The organism is Natrarchaeobius chitinivorans, assembly GCF_003841505.1.
GTDB classification, from domain to species: domain Archaea; phylum Halobacteriota; class Halobacteria; order Halobacteriales; family Natrialbaceae; genus Natrarchaeobius; species Natrarchaeobius chitinivorans.
This window is the reverse complement of the sequence record NZ_REGA01000027.1, coordinates 1-22651: the sequence shown is the minus strand read 5'-3', so window position 1 is coordinate 22651 and position 22651 is coordinate 1. Positions and strand designations below refer to the sequence as shown.

Below are 22651 nucleotides of genomic sequence, written 5' to 3'. Positions count from 1 at the left end.
GCACGGTTCGCCTATCGGTAGGGATTGATTAAACAATTAGCCCGTGTACTTTTCTACCATCTGAAATTACATTATCACTGGAGATATCAAATGGTATCAAACTGGAGTGATTCGAGTCGCCGACGATTCATGCAGGGTATCGGTACAGCAGGGATTGCCGCATCGGTGGCAGGTGTCGCGGCAGGGAGCGAGACGTCGGCGACGGTAAACGCCAACGGCGCAGTCCAGGGCTATCTCGACGAGATGTCGATCGAGGAAAAGATCGGGCAGATGGTCATGGTGACCACTCGCGGCATCACGGGCCCTCACGAGATGCCGCCGGGTGAGACCCAGACGGCGATTCAAAACCTCAACGTCGGATCGGTGATCATCTACAATCAGAGCTCGCCGTCGTACGCGGCGACGTACAACAACAAGCTTCAGGAGTGGGCAACGAACGCGGATCCGGAGATTCCGCTTTTGATCTGTGCGGACTTCGAGTACGGGTCGGATCACAACATCGACATCGGCGGAACGACCCATCCCCGAAAGATGGGGCTTGCGGCGTCGGGATCGACCGACAACGCCGTCACCTCGGCCGAAGTCACCGCCGAGGAGATGAAAGCGATGGGGTTCACCTGGAACTTCGATCCCGGTGCCGACGTCAACACGAATCCGGAGAACCCGGTCATCGGCGTCCGGTCGTTCGGAAGCGAGACCGATACCGTCTCCGAGTTCACCGAGGCGATGGTCGAAGCGTACCAGGACAAGGACGTGATCGCGACGCCGAAACACTTCCCCGGCCACGGCGATACGGACCACGACTCTCACTACGATCTGCCCATCGTCACCTACGACGAACAGACGCTTCGTGACGTCCACCTGCCGCCGTTCCAGGCAGCGATCGATGCGGGCACGAGCGCGATCATGACCGCCCACGTCATCGTCGAAGCGATCGACGACGAACGGCCCGCGACCCTCTCGAAGGACGTCCTCACCGGTCTCCTTCGCGATGAGATGGGATTCGATGGCCTCATCGTCACCGACGCCATGTCGATGGACGCGATCGAAGACGAGTGGGGGACCAGCGACGGGACCCGACTCGCAGTCGAGGCCGGCGCGGACGTCATCATGGCGACCGGTACCTGGCAGGATCAGGTCGACACGTACAACGCGCTCCACCAGGCGTACAACGACGGCGAACTCAGCGAAGAACGCATCGACGAGTCCGTAGCCCGCGTCCTCCAGGCGAAATTCGAGTACGGCGTGATGAACAACCCTACCGTCGATCCGGCGAACGCGATCGAAACCGTCGGCAATCCGGATCACCTCGACATCGCCGCAGACCTCGCACAGGACGGCATCACGCTGGTTCACAACGACGGCGATCTCCTGCCACTGGACCTCTCCTCGAGCGATACGATCCTCGTCGCAGGCGTCGAGGATCTCGGGACGATCCGGGAAGCCGTCGAGTCCGAGACCGACGCGACGACGCTACAGATGGCGGCGAGTTCACACGATCCGATGGCGATCGAAGCGAACAACGCGGCCTCGCTCGCGGCGGCGGCCGACGCGGCAATCGTCCAGACGTACTCGCAGGCGTCTATCCCGCCGGGGCAACTCGACCTCCTCGAGGCGGTTGCGAACACTGGAACGCCGGTCGTAGGACTGTCGACAGGGCTCCCCTACGACATCGGCGAGTATCCCGACGCGGTCGACGCGGCCGTCGCGACGTACGCGATCGAGCGCTGGCAAAGCGAGAATCCGACCGCACTCAGAGCCGGCGTTTCGGTCCTCTTCGGTGATCAGCCTGGGGGAGAACTCCCCGTCGCGATCGGCGATCAGTACCCGATCGGTCACGGCGAGACCTACTGACGGGATCGACCGCGACTCCATCGAGTTCGAACCGGTCGCTGATACGGATCGCTGTGTCGATGTACTGGCGCAGCCGCTGCCTGGGTCGCGGGTGCGCCGGAACTGACGTACAGCAACCCGTATGAACCCACGCCGGTCTCGAGGGAACTGTCTCTCTCGTACCTGTGCCGGCGTAATATTTATCAGTACGATCTCTGGGTTCATGAATCACATTTATTCCGTTCGCTCTCCGAACGGTTGTCATGGACTCCCACGATTCCCGGGTCGTTCGGGCACTGTCCGACCCGACTAACCGGATCGTCCTCGACGTACTGTCCGAGGCCGACGGATCGGTTTCGGCGACGGTAATCGCCGAGGAACTCGTGGCTCGAGACGGGTCAGTCTGTCAAGCGGACGATTCCGATGCCCGACTCGAGGGGTCTCTACTCTCGTTACACCACGACCACCTGCCACGACTCGACGAGCTCGGTCTGGTCGACTACGACGCCGACGAGAACCTCGTCACCGAAGGTACGACGACGGGTGGCGACTCGGAGTGGGAGAAAATCGAGGTGGGAGACGATCTACTCGCTGGTGTCAGTGCGTTCGCCGGCGACGAAATCGCGGTTCTCGAGGGTCGAGACGCAGTGTACGAGTACGGCCGGGAACTCGCCGACAGAACCGAAGACGAGCTGTTTCTGATCTACACCTCTGAGGAGTTGCTCGATGCAGACTGTCTCCCCAACGCGGAGAACGCGCTCCAGCGCGGCGTCGACTTCCACGCTGGCGCGAAGAACGCGAGCGTCCGCGAGTTCTTCCACCATCACCTGCCGGAGGCGACGATCTGGGAGCCACAACTCGACTGGATGAACGACCGGTCGACGTCACCGACGGTCAGTCGTCTCATCGTCTCGGACCGGAACCGAGTCGTCGTCGGCATCTGGCGGGAAACGGCGGGGACGAAACGCGAAATCGGAATGGTCGGGGAGGGAGAAGATAACCCGCTGGTGGTCCTCGTCCGGGAACTACTGGGGTCGCGACTGGACCACCTCGATTACCAGAGCGACAGCTTCCTCGGCCACCTCCCGTTCGAAACGTGAACCCGACATTCCTTTAGTCGCCCCCTGAATACGGGCGAGTATGTTCCTGTCTTTGCGCGCGGAGGTCGAGGACGCCCTCGAGGGGGCGCTCTCGTCGCTCGCGTTCCCCACCGACGATCTCGGAATCGAACAACCGCCGGAGGACGTCGAGAGCGTCCTCGCCTCGAGCGCGGCGTTTCGCCTCGCCGACGAAGCGGGTGCGCCGCCGCCGCAGGTCGCGAGCCGGATCGCCGCGGAGATCGACGTCGACGAACTGACGTACGTCGGCGCGGTCCGGACCCAGGGTCCCTATCTCAACTTCCTCCCGAGCGAGGCCTACTTCTCGGAGACGCTCGCGGCGGGAACCGACGAGGCGTACGGCTCCATCGACGGCCGGAACGAGTCGGTCGTCGTCGAACACACGAGCGCGAACCCGACGGGACCGGTTCACGTCGGCCGCGCTCGCAATCCGATCATCGGCGACGCGGTCGCGAACCTGCTCGCGTTCGCCGGCTACGACGTCGACCGCCACTACTACGTCAACGACGCCGGCCGGCAGATGGCCGTCTTCACCTGGGCCTACGAGACCTTCGACGAGGCGGACCTCGAGGACGACCCCGAGCGCGACCGCACGGAGTACGACCTCGTCCGCTACTACCGGAAGGGTAACGCTTACCTGGAAACCGCCGACGAGTCGGCGGTCGCAGAGGCCGAAGCCGAAATCGACGCGATCATGCAGGGTCTAGAGGAGGGCGACGAGCAGACCTACGAACGAGTCAGCGAGGTCGTCGATCAGGTTCTCTCCGGCATGAAGACGTGTCTCGAGCGTCTCCCCGCGGAGTTCGACGAGTTCGTCAAGGAGACGCGGTTCATGCGCGATGGCTCCACCGACGACGTCGTCGACCGGTTGGAAGACCTCGACGAGGCGGTCTACGAGGAGGAGGCCTGGCAACTGGAACTCGAGGAGTTCGGCATCGAAAAGAATCTGGTGTTCCTTCGCTCGGACGGCACCTCGCTGTATCCGACGCGAGATCTGGCCCACCACGAGTGGAAGTTCGACAACTACGATCGGGCGGTGACGGTACTCGGCGAGGATCACAAACTGCAGGCCAGACAGCTCCGGGCCACCCTCGACCTGCTCGGAAACGACACCGAGCAACTTCGGCAGGTGCTTTACTCCTACGTCAACCTGCCGGAGGGGAAGATGTCCACGCGACGCGGCACCGGCGTCGACCTCGACGATCTGCTCGACGAGGCGATCGATCGTGCGCGTGAGGAAGTCGAGGAGCGACTGGACGACCGCATTCGTGACGACGATCTTGACGAAGACGACATCGAACGAATCGCCCACCAGGTCGGTATCGGTGCGGTTCGATACGACATCGTCTCGAAACAGCCGACGAAAGCGATCACGTTCGAGTGGGAACAGGCCCTCGACTTCGAGGCCCAGTCCGCACCGTACGTCCAGTACGTCCACGCTCGCTGTTGTGGCATTCTGGAGGAGGCAGGGTTCGACGTCGAAGCCGGCGAATGTCCGGACGTCGACGTCGACGCGGAGCGACTCGAGGCCCCCGAGGAGCGAGCGTTGCTCGAGACGATCGCACGGCTCCCGGCGGTCGTCGACGAGGCCGCCGGAGACCTCGAACCGCATCAGATTGCGACGTACACCCGCGAGTTCGCGGATCGGTTCAACGCCTTCTACCGCGAGTGTCCCGTGTTGGCCGACGGCGTCGAACCCGATCGCCGCCAGGCGCGACTCGCCCTCGTCGCCGCCTCGAAACACACCGTCGCGAACGCTCTCTCGATCCTCGGCGTGGCTCCACCGCGGTCTATGTGACCGACGACTGTCGGTCGGTATCCGCGGTCGGCACTGGTCGAAGACGGACCAGCGGGACGAAACGGCCGAGCCGCCGTACGGAAAATCGACCGACTGCTGCTACTCTTCGGCCTCGACGATCTTCTTCCGCAGCTCCTCGCGCGAGATTTCGTCGTCGAGGTAATCGAGGATCCACTGGACGTCGACGAACAGTCCGAGTACGTGCGCGCCGTCGTACTCGAGGACCAGTTCGATGGTCTCAATCTCGTCTTTGAAGTGATCGGGATCGGAGATCGCGTACGCGAGGTCGTGTGCGACCACCTCGAGTTCTTTGTACAACTCGTCTCTGTCGGTGGTGTCGGTCTCGACGATGACGCCGACGTCTCTCCCCTCGCGGTGGACGCTCGTGACGCTCAGTTTGTCGCTGCCGGTTTCGACGCCGTCGTCGAAACCAGGGATCTCGTCGTCATCGTCGTCGTATCCGTCGTCGCCGTCGTCGTACCCGTCGTCGTATCCGTCATCACCGCCGTCGTCGTCGCCGAACGAGTCGCCATCGTCGTCGGTTTCTTCGCCGGTTTCACTACTCGAACAGCCCGCGAGTACGGTCGCGAGCGCGGCTCCACTGCCAAGGAGGATTTTTCGTCGCTCCATGTTCGAGCGGTCGAGAGACGTCCGGATTAGTAATTAGCTCGTACCCTGGATCCGCTGAATCGTCTGCTCACTGCAGTTATTTCCATCAGAGTGGTTGGGGAAAATGGCTTCGTGAGGGGTCAAGTTTCCGTTTCAGGTCGTTTTCGATCTCGAGTTTGTCCGAAATCGAATACCGTCTCGAAATCCGAACGGTCTCGAGGAGAAAGTAGTCATCGCTTTCGATAGAAGTCGCCTCCTCGACCGGCGAACGCAACGATACAGGCACCACCTACCGGGACGGTAGCGGGCTGTCACCTCGATTCGGGACGGTCGGTCAGCCCCGGACCGACCCGTCCGCGAGAGCGGAACGGTATCGCTCGTATCGTCGCCGTCCGCCGACCGCGAGCGGCCAGTCCCGTTGGCCCGGATTCGAATACGAGAAGCGTCTCGTACGGTCTATCGAAACGAGGTATCGGTGGGACCGCAGGCGGCTCGCGGTCCCCGCCGGCAACGACGTGCAGTGGTCCGTCTCAGTGTTCCGATTCGGCTTCCGTGATCGCACTCGAGACGTCGTCGTGTGCGGCTTCTTGCTCGTCGGTTTCGGGTTCGGGCTCCGTAGCCGGTTCGGTCGGGTCGCTCGAGTCGGCAGTCTCTGTCGATTCAGCCGACTTGGCAGTCTCCTCCTCGCTCGAGGGGGTCGGGATCTCGATTCCCGAGAGGTCGGCCGCCAGCCGGCGATAGGAGTCGGAAGCCGGGCTCTGTGGATCGTAGACGACGAGGGGTGTCCCGGCACAGACGCTCTCGCGCGAGGTCGGATCGTCCGGAACCGTCCCGAGCAACGGAATGTCGAGACGGTCGGCAATCTCGTCGTAGCTGATGTCGCTTCCTGGATGGGTGCGAGTGATGACGAGACCGGCGATGTCGCCGCCGGCGCGCTCTGTCAACTCGACTGTTTTCTGTGAATCCTGTACTGCTGCGGGTTCGGGCGTCGAGATGACGACGACGGAGTCCGCGAGACCGAGTGGCAACACGGTTTCGTGGCTGACGCCGGCACCGACGTCGAGAAAGACGTAATCGTAGGTCGAACGGAGTTCCGACACGGCCTCGCGGAGGCCTTCGGGCGACGTCTTGGCGTACTCGTCGAGATCGGTTCCACTCGGGACGGCGACGATGTTGTCCGCCAGCCGGTAGGTCGCGTCCTCGATCGATACGTCGCCGGCGAGAACGTCGTGTAAGGTCGTTGCATCGGGTGTCAGACTGACGAAGCCGGCGAGGTTCGCCATCCCGAGGTCGGTGTCGACGATCGCGACGCGCTCGCCCGCCTGTGCGAGAACCGTTCCGAGGTTCACAGTCGTCGTCGTCTTCCCGACACCGCCTTTCCCGCTCGCGATAGCATAGACAGTCTCGTGGGACATACTCGGATACTGTCCGGACAGTGGAACGGCATCACCTTAAATCGTCACCCCGAGGCGAGCGGTTCGTCGCTGGCCGCCAGCGTCTCCCGTAGCTGCCGACCCTCGGTGACGGCCTCCACCACGGGTTACCGGGTGGTCACGACACCCGGAACACTCGGTTCTTGCAGTCTCTCCCGTGTTACACACCCTCATCCGTTCGTTACCGCGGTAGCGTGTCAAAGAATACTTACCCACAGCACCGTTTTGTACGGCCAATGAGCCAGGAGGGCGAGCAGGAGCAATCCGACCGGAAGAAATACGAGTTCCGGAAGGTCATCGAGGATCTCAAGAACTACGAGGGTTCTGGCACGCAACTCGTGACGATCTACGTCCCCGAGGACAGACAGGTAAGCGACGTCGTCGCCCACGTCACCCAGGAACACAGTGAGGCGGCCAACATCAAGTCAAAGCAGACCAGAACGAACGTCCAGGACGCGCTCACCAGCATCAAAGACCGGTTGCGCTACTACGACACGTTCCCGCCGGAAAACGGGATGGTGTTGTTTTCCGGTGCCGTCGACTCCGGCGGCGGCCGGACCGAGATGGTGACGAACGTCCTCGAGAGTCCGCCCCAGCCCGTCGAGTCGTTTCGCTACCACTGTGATTCGGACTTCCTGACGGAGCCGCTAGAGGAGATGCTCGCGGACAAGGGGCTGTACGGGCTGGTCGTCCTCGACCGGCGCGAGGCCAACGTCGGCTGGCTGAAAGGCAAACGCATCGAACCGGTCAAATCCGCCTCCTCGCTCGTCCCCGGAAAGCAGCGAAAAGGTGGCCAGTCCGCCCAGCGATTCGCCCGCCTGCGTCTCGAGGCTATCGACAACTTCTATCAGGAGGTCGCGGGGATGGCGAACGATCTGTTCGTCCCGAAACGCCACGAACTCGACGGCATCCTCGTCGGCGGACCGTCGCCGACGAAAGACGAGTTCCTCGACGGCGATTACCTCCACCACGAGATCCAGGATAGCGTGATCGGCAAGTTCGACGTCGCGTACACCGACGAGTCGGGGCTGAAGGACCTCGTCGACAACGCCGAAGACGCACTCGCCGACGCGGAGGTGATGAAGGACAAACAGCAGATGGAGGAGTTCTTCGAAGAACTCAACGCGGGCGAACTCGCGACCTACGGGTTCGAGCAGACCCGCCGAAACCTGATGATGGGGGCGGTCGACCGTCTGCTGATCAGCGAGGACCTCCGCAAGGACGTCGTCACGTACGACTGCGAGGAGTGTGACAACACCGACCGCGAGGTCATCGACCGGCGGAAGTCGACGCCGGATCACACCTGCAGCGAGTGCGGAAGCGACGTCGAGGCGACCGAGGAAGACCGCGAGGACGCCATCGACCACCTCATCGAGATCGCCGAACAACGCGGGACCGAGACGAAGTTCATCTCGACGGACTTCGAGAAGGGCGAACAGCTCTACAACGCCTTCGGCGGCTTCGCCGGACTCTTGCGGTACTCGACCGGCGTGTAAATCGGTACAGCGATCGGTAAGCCGACGTTTCTTCCGGAACGTTCCCCCGATCTTTTCCGGCCGTACGCCCAGCAACGGCGGGTATGCCAGATCGAACGACCGCCCGACGGACCGTCCTCGAGGGGGTCGCAGCCGGCTGGTCCGGCGCGCTTTTCGGCAGCGGTATCGGCGTGGTGAGCGAACTGAGCGAGTGGCTCGAGAGCCGTGCCGTCACGGTCGGAACCGGCCTCGAGCGGCGTCGACCGGCGACGCAGGAGGTTACCGTCGTCCCGGAATCGACGGTGTTGTTCGAAGCGGAACCGCCCCGCGAGTTCGAACCCGGCGACGTCGAGTGGGACGGCGACGGCGAACCCGGCGGCAGGGGTGCCCCGCTTGCCCTCGACTACGAGTACGCAGCCGGCGTCCCGGCGGCGTTTCGGACGTTCGAATCGACCGGCACGCACGAGGTAACTGCCATCGACCCCGACAGCGGGGAACTACGGGCCGATTGGACCGTTCGCGTCGACGACGACGGAGCGCTCGCCCCGACCGTCGACCTCTCGGTCGATCCGGGTGAGGACGAACGGATCGGCGTCGACGACACCGTCGAACTCACGGCGACCGCATCGACTCGAGACGGGCGTCTCGACCGCCTCATCTGGGTCGAAGGACAGAACATGACCGTCCCCGAGGTATCGGACCTCGAAGGCGAACAGGACAGCGTGACGCTCGCACCCGAGCGTCCGGGCTGGATGAGCGCCGGCTATCCGACGACTGCGATCGCCGTCTCGGAGATCGGACTGCTGAGCGAGCCTGCAAGCGTCGACGGTCCCGAGATCAGGCCGCCGCTCGCGATCGAGATCGTCGAAACGAACGATCCGGTCCCCGCCGGCGGTACGCTCGAAGTCGTCGCCGAAGTCGAAAACGTCGGCGACATGATGATGGTCGGCGACACGACGCAGGAACTCGAGTTCGTGGTTGGCGAGGACCCGACGGTCGTCGACGCGGCGACGGTGGCCGTCGACTGGCCCGAGACCGAACGGGTCACCTTCGCGTTCGAGACGTACCCCGTCGAGCACGACGATCGATTCCCCGTCCGCGTCGTGGGAGCCGACGACGCCGACGAACGGATCGTCGAGGTGTTCGCTCGAGACGCGACGGGACTCGACGTCTCCATCCAGGGGACGAACGCGCCCGTCGATGCGGGCGACCGGCTCGAGGTAACCGCGCGGGTCGAAAACGTCGGAAACCAGCCGATCAGCCGGGACGTCGAACTCGTGGTCGGCCACGATCCGCAGCTGGTCGATTCGGTTTCGGTCGCACTCGAGGCGGGCGAGAGGGGGACGGTCTCGCTCGGCTACGAGACGTATCCAGCCGCACAGACGACAGCGTTCCCCGTCGTCGTCGACACCGGCGACGACGCCGACGAACGAACGATCAGGGTGATTGGAACGGGCGACTGACGGCCGTCACGATCGGAGTTCTCCGGTTGACAACTCGACCGAAGCGAGAGACGACCGATCGATCGTCCCTCGATTCCGCCGTGGACCACTCACCTCTTTTCGGACGGGGTTCTCTCCAGTCCGTAATCGGCCCCTACGTCGCGTTCCGATCGTCGATCGAACCGATTCGACGAGGGCTGGTCGGTCGACGCCACGATCGGCGGTAGCCCGGGGATTCTCCAGAACGAGACTGTCAGCCGAGCCGACGAACGCTTACAACGGAAGGGTTATGCCGGTAGTCACGTATTACCGCTCGAGTAATGGACGACTGTCCGTCCCTCCCCGCGTCGTTCGACGACCCCCGAATCACCGAGCAGTTTTGCCGACGAATCGACGGGCCGGCCGGCGACCTCTCCCTCCTCGGCGTCGTACACGATCACCCCGCGAGCGTCGCGCGCGTCGAGCGCGTCGTCGACGCCGTCGATCCCGACGTGCTCGCCCTCGAGTTACCCCCGGCCGCACTCCCGCTGTACCGGAGCTACGCCGACGAGGCCGATGGCAACGGCTCGCCGCGCTTTGGCGGCGAGATGAGCGCCGCGATCCGGGCCGCGGCGACGGCCGACGTCGTCGGTATCGACGCGCCGAACTGGTCGTTCGTACGCAGACTCGTGACGCGACTGGTCGCGGATCGCGCCTCGGCCGCGACCGCACGGCGCGTGGCCTCGAGTCTCGGCGGTGCAACTCGCGAAGCCCTGGCCTGTCGGGTCGCGGCGACGCTGACCCACGCGACCTCGATGACGGTGACCAGGGACGACCCGATCGAGTACGACTGTACACCCGCGGATCCGCCGGAGCGCCAGGCGGCCCACGAGCGCTCGCACGTCGCCACCGTCCAGGCGCTGCTCGGCAGCGTCGAGACGGACGGCACGGCACTCTCCTACCGGGACGAGACCCGCGAGCGATGCATGGCCGAGCGCCTCGAGGAGATCCGAGAACGGGGAGACGTCGTCGCCGTCGTCGGCGTCGACCACCTCGAGGCCCTCGAGGACGCGTTGTCCGAACGCGCGCTCGAGTGAGGTGGCTGCTGTACCGACGTCCCGGCGGGACCGCTGGATGGCCACGATCTCCTTCAGGCGATGCTCGGAACGGTACTATCGGGCTGCAGTCGGTTCGGACCGGTACTACCGGAGTACAGTCGGTTCGGACCGGTACTATCGGGCTGCAGTCAGCGTGACCCGCTCGAGCATCGCCGGTGTTCCTACCAACAATGCTTAATTAAATCCGTGCGAGATATCGACCATGCCGAGCGAGCGGGAAAAGATGGTAAACGGGGAGCTGTACGATCCCACCGATCCCGAACTCCTGGCGGATTCCAAGCGGGCTCGAGAGCTCCTCGCCGAGTACAATCGGATTTCGGGGGCCGAGTACGAACGGCGACTGGATCTGCTGGACGAACTCTTTGGAACGTGCGCCGAGGCGTGCTGGATCGACCCGCCGTTTCGCTGTGATTACGGGTACAACGTCCACGTCGACGAGGGATTCTACGCGAACGTCGGCTGCGTTATCCTGGACGTCTGCCGGGTCGACATTGGGCGGAACTGTCTTTTCGGCCCGAGCGTACACGTCTACACGGCGTCTCACCCGCTGGATCCAGCCGATCGAGCCAGGGGGCTCGCGTACGGGGAACCGGTCTCGATCGGTGACGACGTGTGGATCGGCGGGCGAGCGGTTCTCAACCCCGGCGTGACGATCGGAGACGGCTCTGTCGTCGCGTCCGGCGCGGTCGTTACCGACGACGTACCCGAGGGAGTCGTCGTCGGGGGCAACCCCGCGGGGGTCGTGAAGGAACTCGAAACCGGCTGAGACGGATCACTGTCCCCGGTTGCCGGTGGACTATACGTTTCGTTCCCGTTCGGCTGGCTCACCGGGTCGTCGGCGGCTCGATCAGTATTTCGCCGTTTCCGTAGATCGTGACGTAGTGGTCTTCGACGACGAACGAGAGCGTCCCGCCGGAGCGGGGAGTGCCGTCGTGACGCGGTCGGAAGAGCGCATCGAGCGCGTCGGGGTCGACAGTGTCGTACAGGGAGATTCGGCCGTCGGTCGGATCGACGCCCAGACAGTCGGCCAGGGCGTGGACGACGGTCGTACTGAGCGTCGCCGGTCCGTCCGGATCGTGAAACGCACGATACACCGATGGAGAGCGAGAGTGTGAGGCGGGAGATGGGTAGCCGTTCATACCTGTTCGTCTTCCCTCGTCACTCGGCACCCCATCAATAAAAGCGTAATCGTCGATTACCGTCGGCTCGAGTGACTGTCACCGACGGTTTCAATACCCGCGGAAGCCCGCGTTCAGTGGCGAAGCGTGGAGACACAGCGCCAGCAGTACGTGAACGTCTGATCCGCCGCGTTGTGGGCTCCACAGTGTGGACAGCGAACCGACTCGCCGTCTATCTCGTGGTCCTCCTCTGGGTCCTCGACGTCGTCGGTGCCGTCCGGCGGACGCGGGTAGCGGTCGGTGCCGGACCTGGGATAGGTCCGGCCGCGATCCGGATCGGCAAACGACGGCGAACTCGAGCTCTCGCCGTCCTCGCGGCGAGCGTACACGTAGTACAGTACCAGATGAAGGAGGGCAAACAGCACCACGTAGCCGATGAGCCAGCCCCAGAGCTCCATCACCGTGTCATAGGTTCGCAAGGTACTTGGATGTTCCCTGCATCAGGAACCGGAGACAGTCAGGGTGGAAAAACTTACCGCGGGGGGTGAAGGTCGCGACCGAACTCGTCGAACACCTCGAGGTCATCGGGCAGATCGTACTCGATTCGGCGCTGTTCCTGGCGGTTGACGCCCGCCTCGTCGATCGGCGTCGCGACCGACTCCCAGCCGGGTTTGATCTTCACACTCTGTGCCGGCATGCCGACGACGATGTGGTGTGCGGGGACATCGTTCTGGACGACGCCGCGGGCACCGACGATGGCGTTCTCGCCGACCCTGTTGCCCGCCCGGACCATGGAGTCGTACGTGAGTCTGACGTCGTCTTCGACGATCGTGTGGTAGTTGCGGACCTCGGTCTGGTCGACGACGTCGTGGTCGTGACTGTAGACGTGGACGCCGTCGGAGACCGACACCCGGTCGCCGATCGTTAGTTTGCCGCGGTCGTCGAGGTGGACGCCGTCGTGGACGACCGCGTTGTCGCCGATCGTGATGTTGTGACCGTACGTAAACGAGATACTCTTGAAAAATCGACAGTTCTCCCCGCACTCCTCGAAGAGGTGGTGTGCGAGCATCCGCCGGAAGCGAAGCGCGAACTCGACGTTGTCGGCGATCGGCAGGCTGTCGAACTGCCGCCAGAGCCACTGAAGGTGTTTCGATCGCCGGAATCGATCCTCGTCTTTTTCGGCGTAGTACTCGCTCTCGAGTGTCGTGTTACAGGGATCGTAGCTCTGTAACCGGACTCGTTCGGCCGGCGAGACGGGTTCGCCGTCCTGCCAGCGCTCGTAGGCCTCGCGGTCGCCCGAGAGGTCGATCAGGACGTCCTCGACGACGGAACAGGTATCCTCGTCGCTTTCGAGTCGCCGGTCGACCTCGTCGATGAACTCACGCATTCCCGCCTCCGCGTCGTCGGGGAGCGAGACGTACCGCTTCGTCATGGTTCGAGTATTGCCCGCCGAGTTGATAGGGGTTCGGTTGTGCGTCCGTTTCGCCGACTCCAGGTGGTGACTCGAGTGTTACCGGTCCCTTCGGTCGCCACTGGGGTCGTCACCGTTCGGCAGCCTGCCACCGCGAGAAGAGGAACGCGGGGAGCGCGATCGAACCGGCCACCAACAGGACTGTTACCACGACCGTCCCGACCGTGATCCGATCCGGCCGCACTTCCAACTGTGTGACGGCGAGGGGTACGAGCACCGCGACGGCGAGGACGATCCCGAGGAGGATTCGGCCGTGGGATCGACGACGAGCGTCGTCCATATCCGAACTAGTTAGCGCCCGCTCAAGAACGGTTCGACTCGAGTCCGAACGGCCCTGCCAGCGCGGATCGAACGGAAAGACACCGAACCGGTTCGGATCGCCGTCCTGAGCGTTCCGTACGCCATAAGTTCTCTCGCTTCGAAGGGGCGGGTATGCAACACAGCGAACTGGGTGACTCCGGGGTCGAGGTCAGCGAGGTCGGCTTCGGCGCGTGGGTCGTCGGCACCGACTGGTGGGGCGACCGGACGGAGGCGGACGCGATCGAGATGATTCGCCACGCCGTCGACCAGGGGGTAACGTACTTCGATACCGGCGACGTCTACGGCCACGGACGAAGCGAGGAACTGATCGGAGATGCCCTGGCAGACGTTCGCGACGAGGTGACGATCGCCACCAAAGTCGGCTACGATTTCTATAACAACCCGCAGGCCGGCCACGGCGAGTTACCGAAGGAGATGGACCCGGACTACCTGCGCGAGGCCGTCGAGAAGAGCCTCGAGCGCCTCGGGATGGATTCGATCGACGTCCTCCAGTTGCACAACGCGAACGTCGAGGAGATCACGTCCGACGTTCTGGAACTGCTCGACGAACTCGAAGAAGAGGGAACGATCGAGGCGACGGGGCTCGCGCTCGGCCCCTCGATCGGCTGGCTCGCCGAAGGTGACTTCGCGATCGAGGAGGAGTTCGACTCGGTCCAACTCGTCTGGAACGCGCTCGAACAGGAGGTCGGCAACCACTTCCTCGAGACGATCGAGAAGACCGGCTCCTCGACGAGCCTGATCCCGCGGGTGCCACACTCCTCGGGCATCCTGAACGAGCAGGTGACGCCCGAGACCGAACTCGGCGAGGGCGACCACCGCGGGTTCCGTCCCGACGAGTGGTACGAAACCGGCTGGGAGAAACTCGAGAAACTGCGGTTTTTGGAACGTGACGGCGAGCGGACGATGGGGCAGGCGTCGATCGCGTGGTTGCTCTCACACGATCCGGTCGCGACCGTCACGCCGACGTTCCGGACGACCGACGATATCGACGACTGGGCGGCCGCAAGCGACGTACCGAAACTCACCGCCGAGGAGATGGACCGGGTCGACGAACTGTACCGGAACGACTTCGACATCGACCGCGACGACGGCATGGACGCGCTCCGGTCGTCCGTCGGCGGCGAGGACATCGAGTCGGCTGGACTGGACAAACTCGCCGCAGACTGATCGCCGCCTTTCGTCCGTCTCGAGACGAACTGACCGCTGTCTCTCGTCCGTCTCGAGGCGAACTGATCGCGTCGATCGTGGCCAGTCCCGAGTGGATTCCTCGCTCCCCGGAGACGACACCGACAACCGGTCGAACTCACTCGGCGAGCGGGAGCGAAAGGGAGATCACCGTTCCACGTGGCTCGTTCTCCGCAACCGAGAGTTCACCGTCCGAGAGAGTCGCCGTCCATTTCGCGATCCACAGTCCGAGGCCGCTCCCGTGATCGAGGGGCGTTTCGGCCCGGTTGTGGAGGATGCGATACTCGGCGTCGGGGATTCCCGGTCCGTTGTCCGCGATGGAGAGTCGGACGCGGTCGTCGCGGGTTTCGATCCGGACGGCCACCCGCGGCTGGTCGGCGTCGTTGTGAACGACGGCGTTCTCGAGGAGGTTCTCGACCGCCGCCTCGAAGAGCGGTTCGGAGGCCGCTGCGGTCGGCTTCGACGCCTCCGGCCACTCCCGCTCGAACGTGACCTCGGGGTGTACCCCTTCCAGATCCTCGAGGGTGCGATCGACGACGGTCGAGACGCAGACGGGGTCGGAGGCCGCGTGGTCGTCGACCGTTTGCTCGAGCGTTCGTGCTTTTCGAGCGAGTGCTACCACCTCGGTGGCGCTCTCTCTGGCCGCGTCGATGTGTTCGTCCGTCGGGTCCGTCGCGGTCTCCATCGCGGTCTCGAGGTGACCGATGACCAGCGAGAGTTCGTTGCGGAGGTTGTGCTGGAGAACGCGGTTGAGGACGCTGAGACGCTGCTCCCGCTGGGCGAGATCGGTGACGTCGTCGAGGTAGACGATGCGTCCCGACCGGCGACCGAACTGGTCCGTAAGCGGCGTCGACCGATAGCGGTAGACGCGAATTCGACCGTCGAGTCGAACGGTAAACTCGTCGTCGGACTCGAGGTCGGCGGGAAGCACGTCGCCGATCGTATCGCCGATTTCGAGACCGTCGAGGAGGCGTTTCGCGAGGTCGTTCACGTCGGCGACGGTCCCCTCGCGGTCGACGACGATCACTCCGTCGTCGAGTTCTTCGACCAGTTTGTCGCGTGCGACGGGCCGGAGGTCGAAGAGGTCGAAGTGAAAGAGCGCGATCGCGAACGCCCCGCCGGAAATCGTCAGCGCAGTCGTCGTAAAGTCGATGCTCGAGCCCGGTTCGGTGAGAACGTTGACGGCGACGTTCGTGGCCAGCGGGACGACCCCGGCGATCATCAACAGGCCGGACTGTTTCCGATAGATCGTTCCCGATCGGAAAAAGACGAGGACGAGAACGACCAGACTCGCACAGATCAGCGCGTAGGAGTACGCGACGTTCGTCCAGAACAGCGGCCCCGGTTCGATCGCCACGATCGACGCCCCCTCGACACGCGTCACCGAGGTCGAACGGAAGTAGTAGCCGTGGTATCGATTCGTCCCAACGCTGGCGAGAACAGCCGCCGGAACGACAGCTAGCGCCGCACACGCCCGTCTCGAGAGCCACTCGGCCTTTCCGGCGTACGTCATCGCGACCACGAGGTACGCCACTGGAACGGCCACGGTCCCCGGATAGCGGAGTCGGTTCCAGAGGAGGACCGATTCCGGCGCGGTCGAGGCGATGCTCACGCCGTACGGAAGTGCCCAGGCGGCGACACTCACCATCAGCAGCGAGAGCGGCCACGCCATCGGGTTGGGGCGGTTTCGAATCGCCTCGAGCGCGAGCAGGAGAGCGATGATACCGCTTGTGAGGACGACGAGAACCGGAATCGAAACCATCCAACTCAAGCCAGTATCATCTCGCTGCGTCTACCCAACTCACTGGGCGATCAAAACCCCGACGGAAGTTGTCACAACAGAGAGATTAGGAATGTATCACATGTCTGTTGAGATGGCGACAGTATATGGGACCCGGTGTTCCCCAGCGTTCGAACTCGAGCGGCAAGCATCGAGCGTACCGGTCACCGATTTGCAGGCGGGTCAGTGCAACCACGCCTCCCACGTGGTCGCGCCCACGGTTCGATCCGGACAGGTCGCGGTCCCCGTACGGAATTCGGCGGCGACCGCACCAGGGAGTGGACAGCGGACGACCGGCCGGCGCGTCCCCTTCGCGTCCCGGTACGCACGAGCGAGTTCGCCGATCGTCCGCGGCTCCGGACCGCCGACGGGTGGGACGCGGCCGGCCGGCTCTCGCATCGCGTGTTCGACGAGGGCGTCGGCCGCCTCGCCCGTCTCGATCGGCTGTACGCGAAACCGGGTCGGCAGCGGCCAGAGTGGGAGCCGCGACACGGTCTCGAGCAACTCGAAGACGAACGAGTGAAACTGGGTGATGCGAACGATCGTGGACTCGACCGGACTCGCCTCCACGGCGCGTTCGGCCCGGTGTTTGTGTTCGTAGTACGAGAGCGGAATCTCGTCGACGCCCACGATCGACACGTAGACGACGTTCTCGACCCCCGCGTCGTCGGCCGCCTCGAGGAGGCGTTCGGTTCCGCGGAGGTCGACCGCCTCGCTGTCTCCCCGCGGTGCCGAGGCGGCGTGGACGACGACGTCGGCCTCCGAAAGCGCCGGCTCGAGCCCGGTTCCATCGACCAGATCGAGTTCGACCCAGTCGAGGTCGTCTTCGGTCGCCGTCGGCGGCGACCGACTCGCCGCCCTGACCTCGTGGCCCGCCTCGAGCAGCCGCGGGCACAACTCCCGACCGAGCGTTCCCGTTGCCCCGGTGACGAGCGTTCGACGTGCGCGAGTCATTCCGACTCGGGATTGGGTTTTCTCGACCGAGTCGGTGTCGCCGGATCCGTCTGGAGGATTTAAGTGATGGGTGGAGGACTGTCGTCTATGAAGTACGTCCGGCTAACCCTCGACGCGGGCGGTCAGGAGGCCGAAATCCACCCGATGTTCGACGTCCTGATCAACGCGGCGTACGTCGACCGAGCCCTCGCGCTGCACTGGACTTTCGTCGGCGACGAGCTGGGAATGATGCACTACGTCGAGGGAAGTCGTGGCCAGTTCCGTGAGACACTCGAGCGGATTCCGGAGGTGACCGACTACGCGCTCACGCCGGACGACGGCGGATCGTTCTACGCGTACGTTCGGGACTCGACCACCGAACCGGTCCGGGAGATGTTCGGCCCAATCCAGCGATGTCCTGCGGTCGTCCTCCCGCCGGTCGAGTACGCCGACGGGACGGTTTCGTACGCGGTGTTCGGTCCGCCCGACGAGATTCAGGGCGCCCTCGAGCGGTTTCCGCCACAGATCGACGTGACGGTTTCGGCGGTTAGCGGTCTCTCCGCGCTCGCCGGAACGGTCGAATCGAGCGTCACCGATCGCCAGCGCGAGGCGCTCGAGACCGCTCTCGAGGTCGGGTACTACGAGGTGCCACGCGAGGCCAACCACGAGGCCGTCGCCGAGGAGATCGGCTGCGCGCCGAGCACCGCTGCCGAACACCTACGACGAGGCGAGGCGAACGTGCTCCATGCCGCGATAGACGGTCCGATGCGATGGGCGTAAACGCGAGGCCTGCTCGGGTCGATCGAACCGCGGCCGATCGGACCCATCAGGGGACCGTTCGAACCCGACCAGCCCAAGGGATCGTTCGAACCCGACCCGCACAGAAGAACGCGCGAACCCGACCCGCCGGTCACTTCGAGAGGGCGCGTTCGACCGCTTTCGCGACGTCGCTCGCCTTCTCGGCCAGTTGCTCGTCGAGTGTCCCCTCGGCGACGGCGTCCTCGAGTTCGTCCGCGTCGACGACCTCGACCGTTCCGTCGGGCCGTTTGATCACGTCGACGTAGAGGTCGACGTACCTGACCGTCTCGGGAAAGAGTTCGACCGGCGTACAGACGTTGACGTAGGTCCCCTTCGACGTGCCGTCGGCGGCTCTGTACGTCGTCGGATACCACCACCGACCCTCGCGGAACTTCGTCACCGCCGTATCGCCGTCCTCCTTCGGCGTGTCGAGCGCGTCGTAGCTCCCGCCGCCGCGCATCGATCGCTCGAGGGTGAGTTTGCCCTCGCCGTCGACCTCGGTGACCTCCCCACGGCCGAGCGTGATCAGCCGCCCGTCGGGTTTGCCGTGGCCGATCTCGAGGCGGTCACCCCTGGCTGGGCCGAACTGCCGCGAGACCGCGCCGAAGGGAAACGAGCCGTCCGTACTCGACTCCGAGTCGGCGGACGCCGATCCACGGACCGCCTCCGCGAAGTCGACCGCCGCGCTCGCCGCGCGATCGGCGGCTTTCGTCCGATGGTGGCCGACCATCGTCGTCTCGACCTTGCGGCGAGCATCGTCCAGCGCGAACCGCGACTCCCGACCGAACCAGAGCCACGCTGTCGTTCGCGGTCGGACGAGACGACCAGGATCGCCGGGTTCGTCGGGGTCGTCACCGAGTACGTCCTCGAGCGTTTCGATCCGTTCGACAGCTCCATCGAGGGCGTCACCCATCGCCTCGAGGTCGGCGTCGGCCGCTGACTGCTGCCAGCGCAACCCCCAGCCCTCGGGGACGTCCGTCGAGAGCAACTCGGTCATCCCGACGAGTTCTTCCGCCCGCTCACCGCGGAGCGCGGCGGAGACGCCGGTTCGATCCCGCGAGAGCGTACAGAGGCCGCCCTCGACCGCGATGGTCGGTTCGACCCGCGGGCGGTCGTCGTCCCACGGCGGAGTCGGCTCGTCCACCCGAACGCGATACCGGTTTCCGGCGTCGACGTAGCCGTCGACGTCGTCGTACTGGAGGTAGCCACGTCGGCCGTCACCGAGGTCGACGACCGCGCCGTGTCCACCCCCAGCCTCGAGCACCTCGGCGTCGAAGACCGCGCCCCGCGAAACGTCGGCGGTCCACCGGAACGCGTCGATTCCGACCCCCTCGAGTTCCGCGAGAATCGCCTCGACCGCGTCGGGATCTCCCGATACCTCGAGTCCCTGCCGATCACGGGTCGTGTAGATCGTGGCGTCGGCCGGGGCGACGTCGAACGACCGATCGAACCGCTCGCGGATGGGGTCGGAAGCCTGGACGACCTCGAGGCCGTTCTCCGCGAGCAGCCGGGTGACGGCGGTCGTGTAGATGCCACGGACGCGAACGGTCGTCATCGTCTCCCCTCCGCGTCGGTCAGGCGTCTCATCGTCTCCCCTCCGCGTCGGCCAGGTGCCGAACGGTTCTGTTCCGAGTTCGAACGGTCCCGATTCGGTATCGGCCGATCCCGGACCGCCGTCGTCCGTTTCCGATCGTTTCCTGACCCTCGCATTCGAGCGTCCTGACCCGTCACGGCGATCACCGGAACGTCTCCCGGTCGGGCGCGAACCGAACCCGGTCGTGTATCGTCGGCCCGAGCGTGAGTTCGACCGATCCGTCCTCGAGAATCCGCCCGTCCTCGACGTAGACGCCCCACGTATCGAAGCGGAGCCAGCCGCGCATCTCGTCGGCGTGCGTCGTTAGATCGAGTCCCTCGACCGCGTGTTCGGGATAGTCGGCACTCGAGTGAGCCATGTCCATGTCCGAAAACACCGTCCCGTGCTCGTCGAAAAACGCCTCGAGCGCCGCCGCGTCGTCCTCGACGGCCTCGACGACCGCCGCCGAGGCGGCCCGGAGTTCGTCGTTCTCGAGACCGACCTCGCGCAGCGCCCGCTGTGTTCGCTGGTCGAAGTGCATACCGGCCGTTGGGGCGCGACCCCTTTGTGGATTCCGAGTTCCGCCGTCGAACCGTGGCGACGGCCCGCCAGCGCGACCAGTTCCCAGACCGATCGCACTCGAGCGTCGGTGACGGTCGTCCGATGGTCGCGTCTTCGAACGGACCTTCCGCTTACCCGCTCCTAAGTGGAACTGACGCCGAACGCTTACCGGACCGGAGGTCCTACCGAAACGTATGTCTCGACGGCGCGATCCGGTCGAACGAGCTGATCAGCAATCGACCGATCTCTACGACGTCTCGACGTGGGAGCCGCGGTCACCACTCGATCGGGCCGCGTACGCCATTTACAGCGGGATCAGCTACGGATTGCGGGCGATCGTCTTACTGGTCGCACTCGTGATCACGCTCGCACTGCTCGTCCAGCCGGGAATCCTCGTCGCCGAACAGCCGTTGCTCGGCGTCTTCTTCGGACTATCGATCGTTCCGGCGGCACTGCTCGCGGCTTTCATCTGGTACACGGACATCACGACCGGCGAACCGCTTCGGCTGCTCGTCGCCACGTTCGTTCTCGCCGTTCTGTTTGCGACGTTCGCCGCGGTCGTTAACTCGCTGACGCGGCCGTGGTTCGAGGTCATTCCCGTGATCGGAACGGCGCTGTTTTTCTTCCTGATCGTCGGTCCCGTCGAGGAGGCGGTGAAACTGCTCGCGGTTCGCGTCTTCGCCTATCGAAGCGAAACGTTCGACGCGGTCATCGACGGTGCGGTGTACGGGGCGGTCGCCGGTCTCGGTTTCGCCGCGATCGAGAACGCCATCTACATCGCAAGCACCGTCGCGGAGGCCGAAGTGGGGATATTCACCGCCGCGACCGGAATCGCGACCGTCCGGGCGCTCGTCGGCCCCGGCCACGTCATCTACTCTGCGATCGCGGGGTACTACCTCGGCCTCGCGAAGTTCAATCCGCAGTACGCCGGCCCGCTGGTGGTCAAGGGACTCCTCGTCGCCTCGATCGTCCACGCGACGTACAACACGACCGTCGGCTTCGTCCCGGACGTCCTCGTGGCGTTCTATCCGATCTCGCCCGAGTTCGCGTTCATCGGCTACGTGATCCTGTTCGACCTCGCGATCGGCTACTACCTCTACCGGAAGATCGTACGTTACCGCCGAACCTACGCCTCGATACGGGACGATTCGGGAACTCCTCCAGAGCCCGAATCGACCGAGTTCGATCCCCCCAGCCGGTAGGTCGGCTCGAATTCGATCGAGCAAGAAACGGTCTGGTACCTCGAGGAACAGGCCACCGCAGTGTATATCCGAGTGGACTGGTAAGCTCGAGTGATGATCCCGTTTATCGGATCGGTCGTCGCGTTCGTCGTCGCGTTGCTCGTCGGTGGCCTCGCGATCTACCTCGGCGCGGCTCTCATTACGGACACCGAGGACTACACACGCGCCCTCGTCACCGCGTTGTTCGGTGCGATCGCGTGGGCTCTGACGGCCTGGATTCCGCTTTTCGGCCCGCTCGTGGCACTCGTCGCCTGGATCTGGGTGATCAACTGGCGATACCCGGGTGGGTGGACCGATGCAGCCCTCGTCGGCGTGGTCGCGTGGGTCAGCGCGCTCGTGATCCTGTTCGTTCTCAACGCAGTTCTCGGCCTCGGTGTCGGCGCGTTCGGCGTTCCGGGCGCGTAGGCGACGACTCTGGAACTGCGAACACGCGTGGAGCGCTCGCTCGAGTGATACGAGTTGGTCGTCGATACGGGCTCCCGATGTACCGGTTCACCCCAGGACGGTCGCGGATGCGCCGGAAATGACCGACAACAGTCCGAATCGGAGGGGAAAGTGAGGTCGCCAGCGGAGTGGTGTTCAGTGGCGGTCCAACCCGGAACTAACGAGCGAAATCGTGCTATGTGGTCCGATTTCGCTCAGCAGTCGACGGTTGGAACGGTACTAGTGCGCTCGCAAGTGTGGACAGCCTAGTCCTGCTTTTTCTCCGTGATAGTTGGATAGAGCCGGAGTAACTTCGTTCGGGCATCATCGGCAGTGAACTGCCAGTCGATCGAGACGGTAGCCTCGTTACGGTCAGTTTCCCACGCGGCGACCTCCGTTCGGAGTGTCGCCGCGTCAGGGATGCGCTGGTTGAGGCACTGGG

The 22651-nt window shown here is 64.4% G+C and carries 21 protein-coding genes; 11 read left to right on the top strand and 10 right to left on the bottom strand.

Annotated features, from left to right (window positions below; translation table 11 throughout):
• The first annotated feature begins 129 nt into the window (after positions 1 to 129).
• The 3 genes from EA473_RS20590 to argS all read left to right on the top strand — a co-directional run bounded on the left by EA473_RS20590 (position 130) and on the right by argS (position 4749).
• Positions 130 to 1854 (top strand): glycoside hydrolase family 3 protein, encoded by a 1725-nt coding sequence (locus tag EA473_RS20590; RefSeq protein ID WP_124197502.1) that lies wholly within the window; start codon positions 130 to 132, stop codon positions 1852 to 1854.
• Between the two features lie 242 nt (positions 1855 to 2096).
• Positions 2097 to 2933, top strand: a complete 837-nt coding sequence (locus EA473_RS20585; protein ID WP_124197501.1) for a DUF7344 domain-containing protein — start codon at positions 2097 to 2099, stop codon at positions 2931 to 2933.
• Between the two features lie 40 nt (positions 2934 to 2973).
• Complete coding sequence (gene argS / locus EA473_RS20580) at positions 2974 to 4749, top strand: arginine--tRNA ligase (protein ID WP_124197500.1); 1776 nt, start codon at positions 2974 to 2976, stop codon at positions 4747 to 4749.
• 99 nt (positions 4750 to 4848) lie between these two features.
• On the opposite strand, the gene EA473_RS20575 is transcribed toward argS, so the two are convergent.
• On the bottom strand, positions 4849 to 5379 hold the full coding sequence (locus EA473_RS20575) for a hypothetical protein (RefSeq protein ID WP_124197499.1): 531 nt from the start codon (positions 5377 to 5379) through the stop codon (positions 4849 to 4851).
• A 509-nt stretch (positions 5380 to 5888) separates the two neighbouring features.
• A complete protein-coding gene (minD, locus tag EA473_RS20570; RefSeq protein WP_124197498.1) occupies positions 5889 to 6773 on the bottom strand; it encodes a MinD/ParA family ATP-binding protein in 885 nt (294 codons plus the stop codon).
• 254 nt (positions 6774 to 7027) lie between these two features.
• Here minD and prf1 point away from each other — a divergent pair, with 254 nt between their 5' ends.
• The 4 genes from prf1 to EA473_RS20550 all read left to right on the top strand — a co-directional run bounded on the left by prf1 (position 7028) and on the right by EA473_RS20550 (position 11571).
• Positions 7028 to 8287 carry a peptide chain release factor aRF-1 gene (gene prf1 / locus EA473_RS20565; protein WP_124197497.1) on the top strand — a complete coding sequence of 420 codons (1260 nt, stop codon included), beginning with the start codon at positions 7028 to 7030 and terminating at the stop codon, positions 8285 to 8287.
• 83 nt (positions 8288 to 8370) lie between these two features.
• Positions 8371 to 9729 carry a CARDB domain-containing protein gene (locus tag EA473_RS20560; protein ID WP_124197496.1) on the top strand — a complete coding sequence of 453 codons (1359 nt, stop codon included), beginning with the start codon at positions 8371 to 8373 and terminating at the stop codon, positions 9727 to 9729.
• Positions 9730 to 10028: 299 nt separating this feature from the next.
• Positions 10029 to 10784: a hypothetical protein gene (locus EA473_RS20555; protein ID WP_124197495.1), complete on the top strand. Its 756-nt coding sequence runs from the start codon at positions 10029 to 10031 to the stop codon at positions 10782 to 10784.
• A gap of 223 nt (positions 10785 to 11007) precedes the next feature.
• The gene (locus tag EA473_RS20550) at positions 11008 to 11571 is read left to right on the top strand and encodes a sugar O-acetyltransferase (RefSeq protein ID WP_124197494.1); all 564 of its coding nucleotides are present in this window, start codon (positions 11008 to 11010) and stop codon (positions 11569 to 11571) included.
• Positions 11572 to 11629: 58 nt separating this feature from the next.
• On the opposite strand, the gene EA473_RS20545 is transcribed toward EA473_RS20550, so the two are convergent.
• From EA473_RS20545 to EA473_RS20530, 4 genes are all read right to left on the bottom strand, one after another.
• Positions 11630 to 11944 carry a HalOD1 output domain-containing protein gene (locus EA473_RS20545; protein WP_124197493.1) on the bottom strand — a complete coding sequence of 105 codons (315 nt, stop codon included), beginning with the start codon at positions 11942 to 11944 and terminating at the stop codon, positions 11630 to 11632.
• A gap of 113 nt (positions 11945 to 12057) precedes the next feature.
• A complete protein-coding gene (locus EA473_RS20540; RefSeq protein ID WP_124197492.1) occupies positions 12058 to 12381 on the bottom strand; it encodes a DUF7577 domain-containing protein in 324 nt (107 codons plus the stop codon).
• Between the two features lie 74 nt (positions 12382 to 12455).
• Positions 12456 to 13355 carry an acyltransferase gene (locus tag EA473_RS20535; RefSeq protein ID WP_124197491.1) on the bottom strand — a complete coding sequence of 300 codons (900 nt, stop codon included), beginning with the start codon at positions 13353 to 13355 and terminating at the stop codon, positions 12456 to 12458.
• 109 nt (positions 13356 to 13464) lie between these two features.
• Entirely contained in the window at positions 13465 to 13674 is a 210-nt protein-coding gene (locus EA473_RS20530) for a hypothetical protein (RefSeq protein ID WP_124197490.1), read from the bottom strand.
• Positions 13675 to 13826: 152 nt separating this feature from the next.
• Here EA473_RS20530 and EA473_RS20525 point away from each other — a divergent pair, with 152 nt between their 5' ends.
• Complete coding sequence (locus tag EA473_RS20525) at positions 13827 to 14882, top strand: aldo/keto reductase (protein WP_124197489.1); 1056 nt, start codon at positions 13827 to 13829, stop codon at positions 14880 to 14882.
• Between the two features lie 136 nt (positions 14883 to 15018).
• Here EA473_RS20525 and EA473_RS20520 read toward each other — a convergent pair whose 3' ends face one another.
• Positions 15019 to 16662, bottom strand: coding sequence for a histidine kinase N-terminal 7TM domain-containing protein (locus tag EA473_RS20520; RefSeq protein WP_243645331.1), 1644 nt, complete (start codon positions 16660 to 16662; stop codon positions 15019 to 15021).
• Positions 16663 to 16863: 201 nt separating this feature from the next.
• Positions 16864 to 17634, bottom strand: coding sequence for an SDR family oxidoreductase (locus EA473_RS20515; RefSeq protein ID WP_124197487.1), 771 nt, complete (start codon positions 17632 to 17634; stop codon positions 16864 to 16866).
• An 87-nt stretch (positions 17635 to 17721) separates the two neighbouring features.
• Between EA473_RS20515 and EA473_RS20510 the strand changes: the two genes are divergently transcribed.
• Entirely contained in the window at positions 17722 to 18393 is a 672-nt protein-coding gene (locus EA473_RS20510) for a helix-turn-helix domain-containing protein (RefSeq protein WP_124197486.1), read from the top strand.
• A 130-nt stretch (positions 18394 to 18523) separates the two neighbouring features.
• On the opposite strand, the gene EA473_RS20505 is transcribed toward EA473_RS20510, so the two are convergent.
• Positions 18524 to 19966, bottom strand: a complete 1443-nt coding sequence (locus EA473_RS20505; RefSeq protein ID WP_124197485.1) for a DUF402 domain-containing protein — start codon at positions 19964 to 19966, stop codon at positions 18524 to 18526.
• Between the two features lie 181 nt (positions 19967 to 20147).
• Positions 20148 to 20525 carry a DUF7532 family protein gene (locus EA473_RS20500; protein ID WP_124197484.1) on the bottom strand — a complete coding sequence of 126 codons (378 nt, stop codon included), beginning with the start codon at positions 20523 to 20525 and terminating at the stop codon, positions 20148 to 20150.
• Between the two features lie 214 nt (positions 20526 to 20739).
• On the opposite strand from EA473_RS20500, the gene EA473_RS20495 reads away from it, so the two are divergent.
• A complete protein-coding gene (locus EA473_RS20495; protein WP_124197483.1) occupies positions 20740 to 21747 on the top strand; it encodes a PrsW family intramembrane metalloprotease in 1008 nt (335 codons plus the stop codon).
• 93 nt (positions 21748 to 21840) lie between these two features.
• Entirely contained in the window at positions 21841 to 22191 is a 351-nt protein-coding gene (locus tag EA473_RS20490; RefSeq protein ID WP_124197482.1) for a hypothetical protein, read from the top strand.
• Positions 22192 to 22651: the final 460 nt, after the last annotated feature.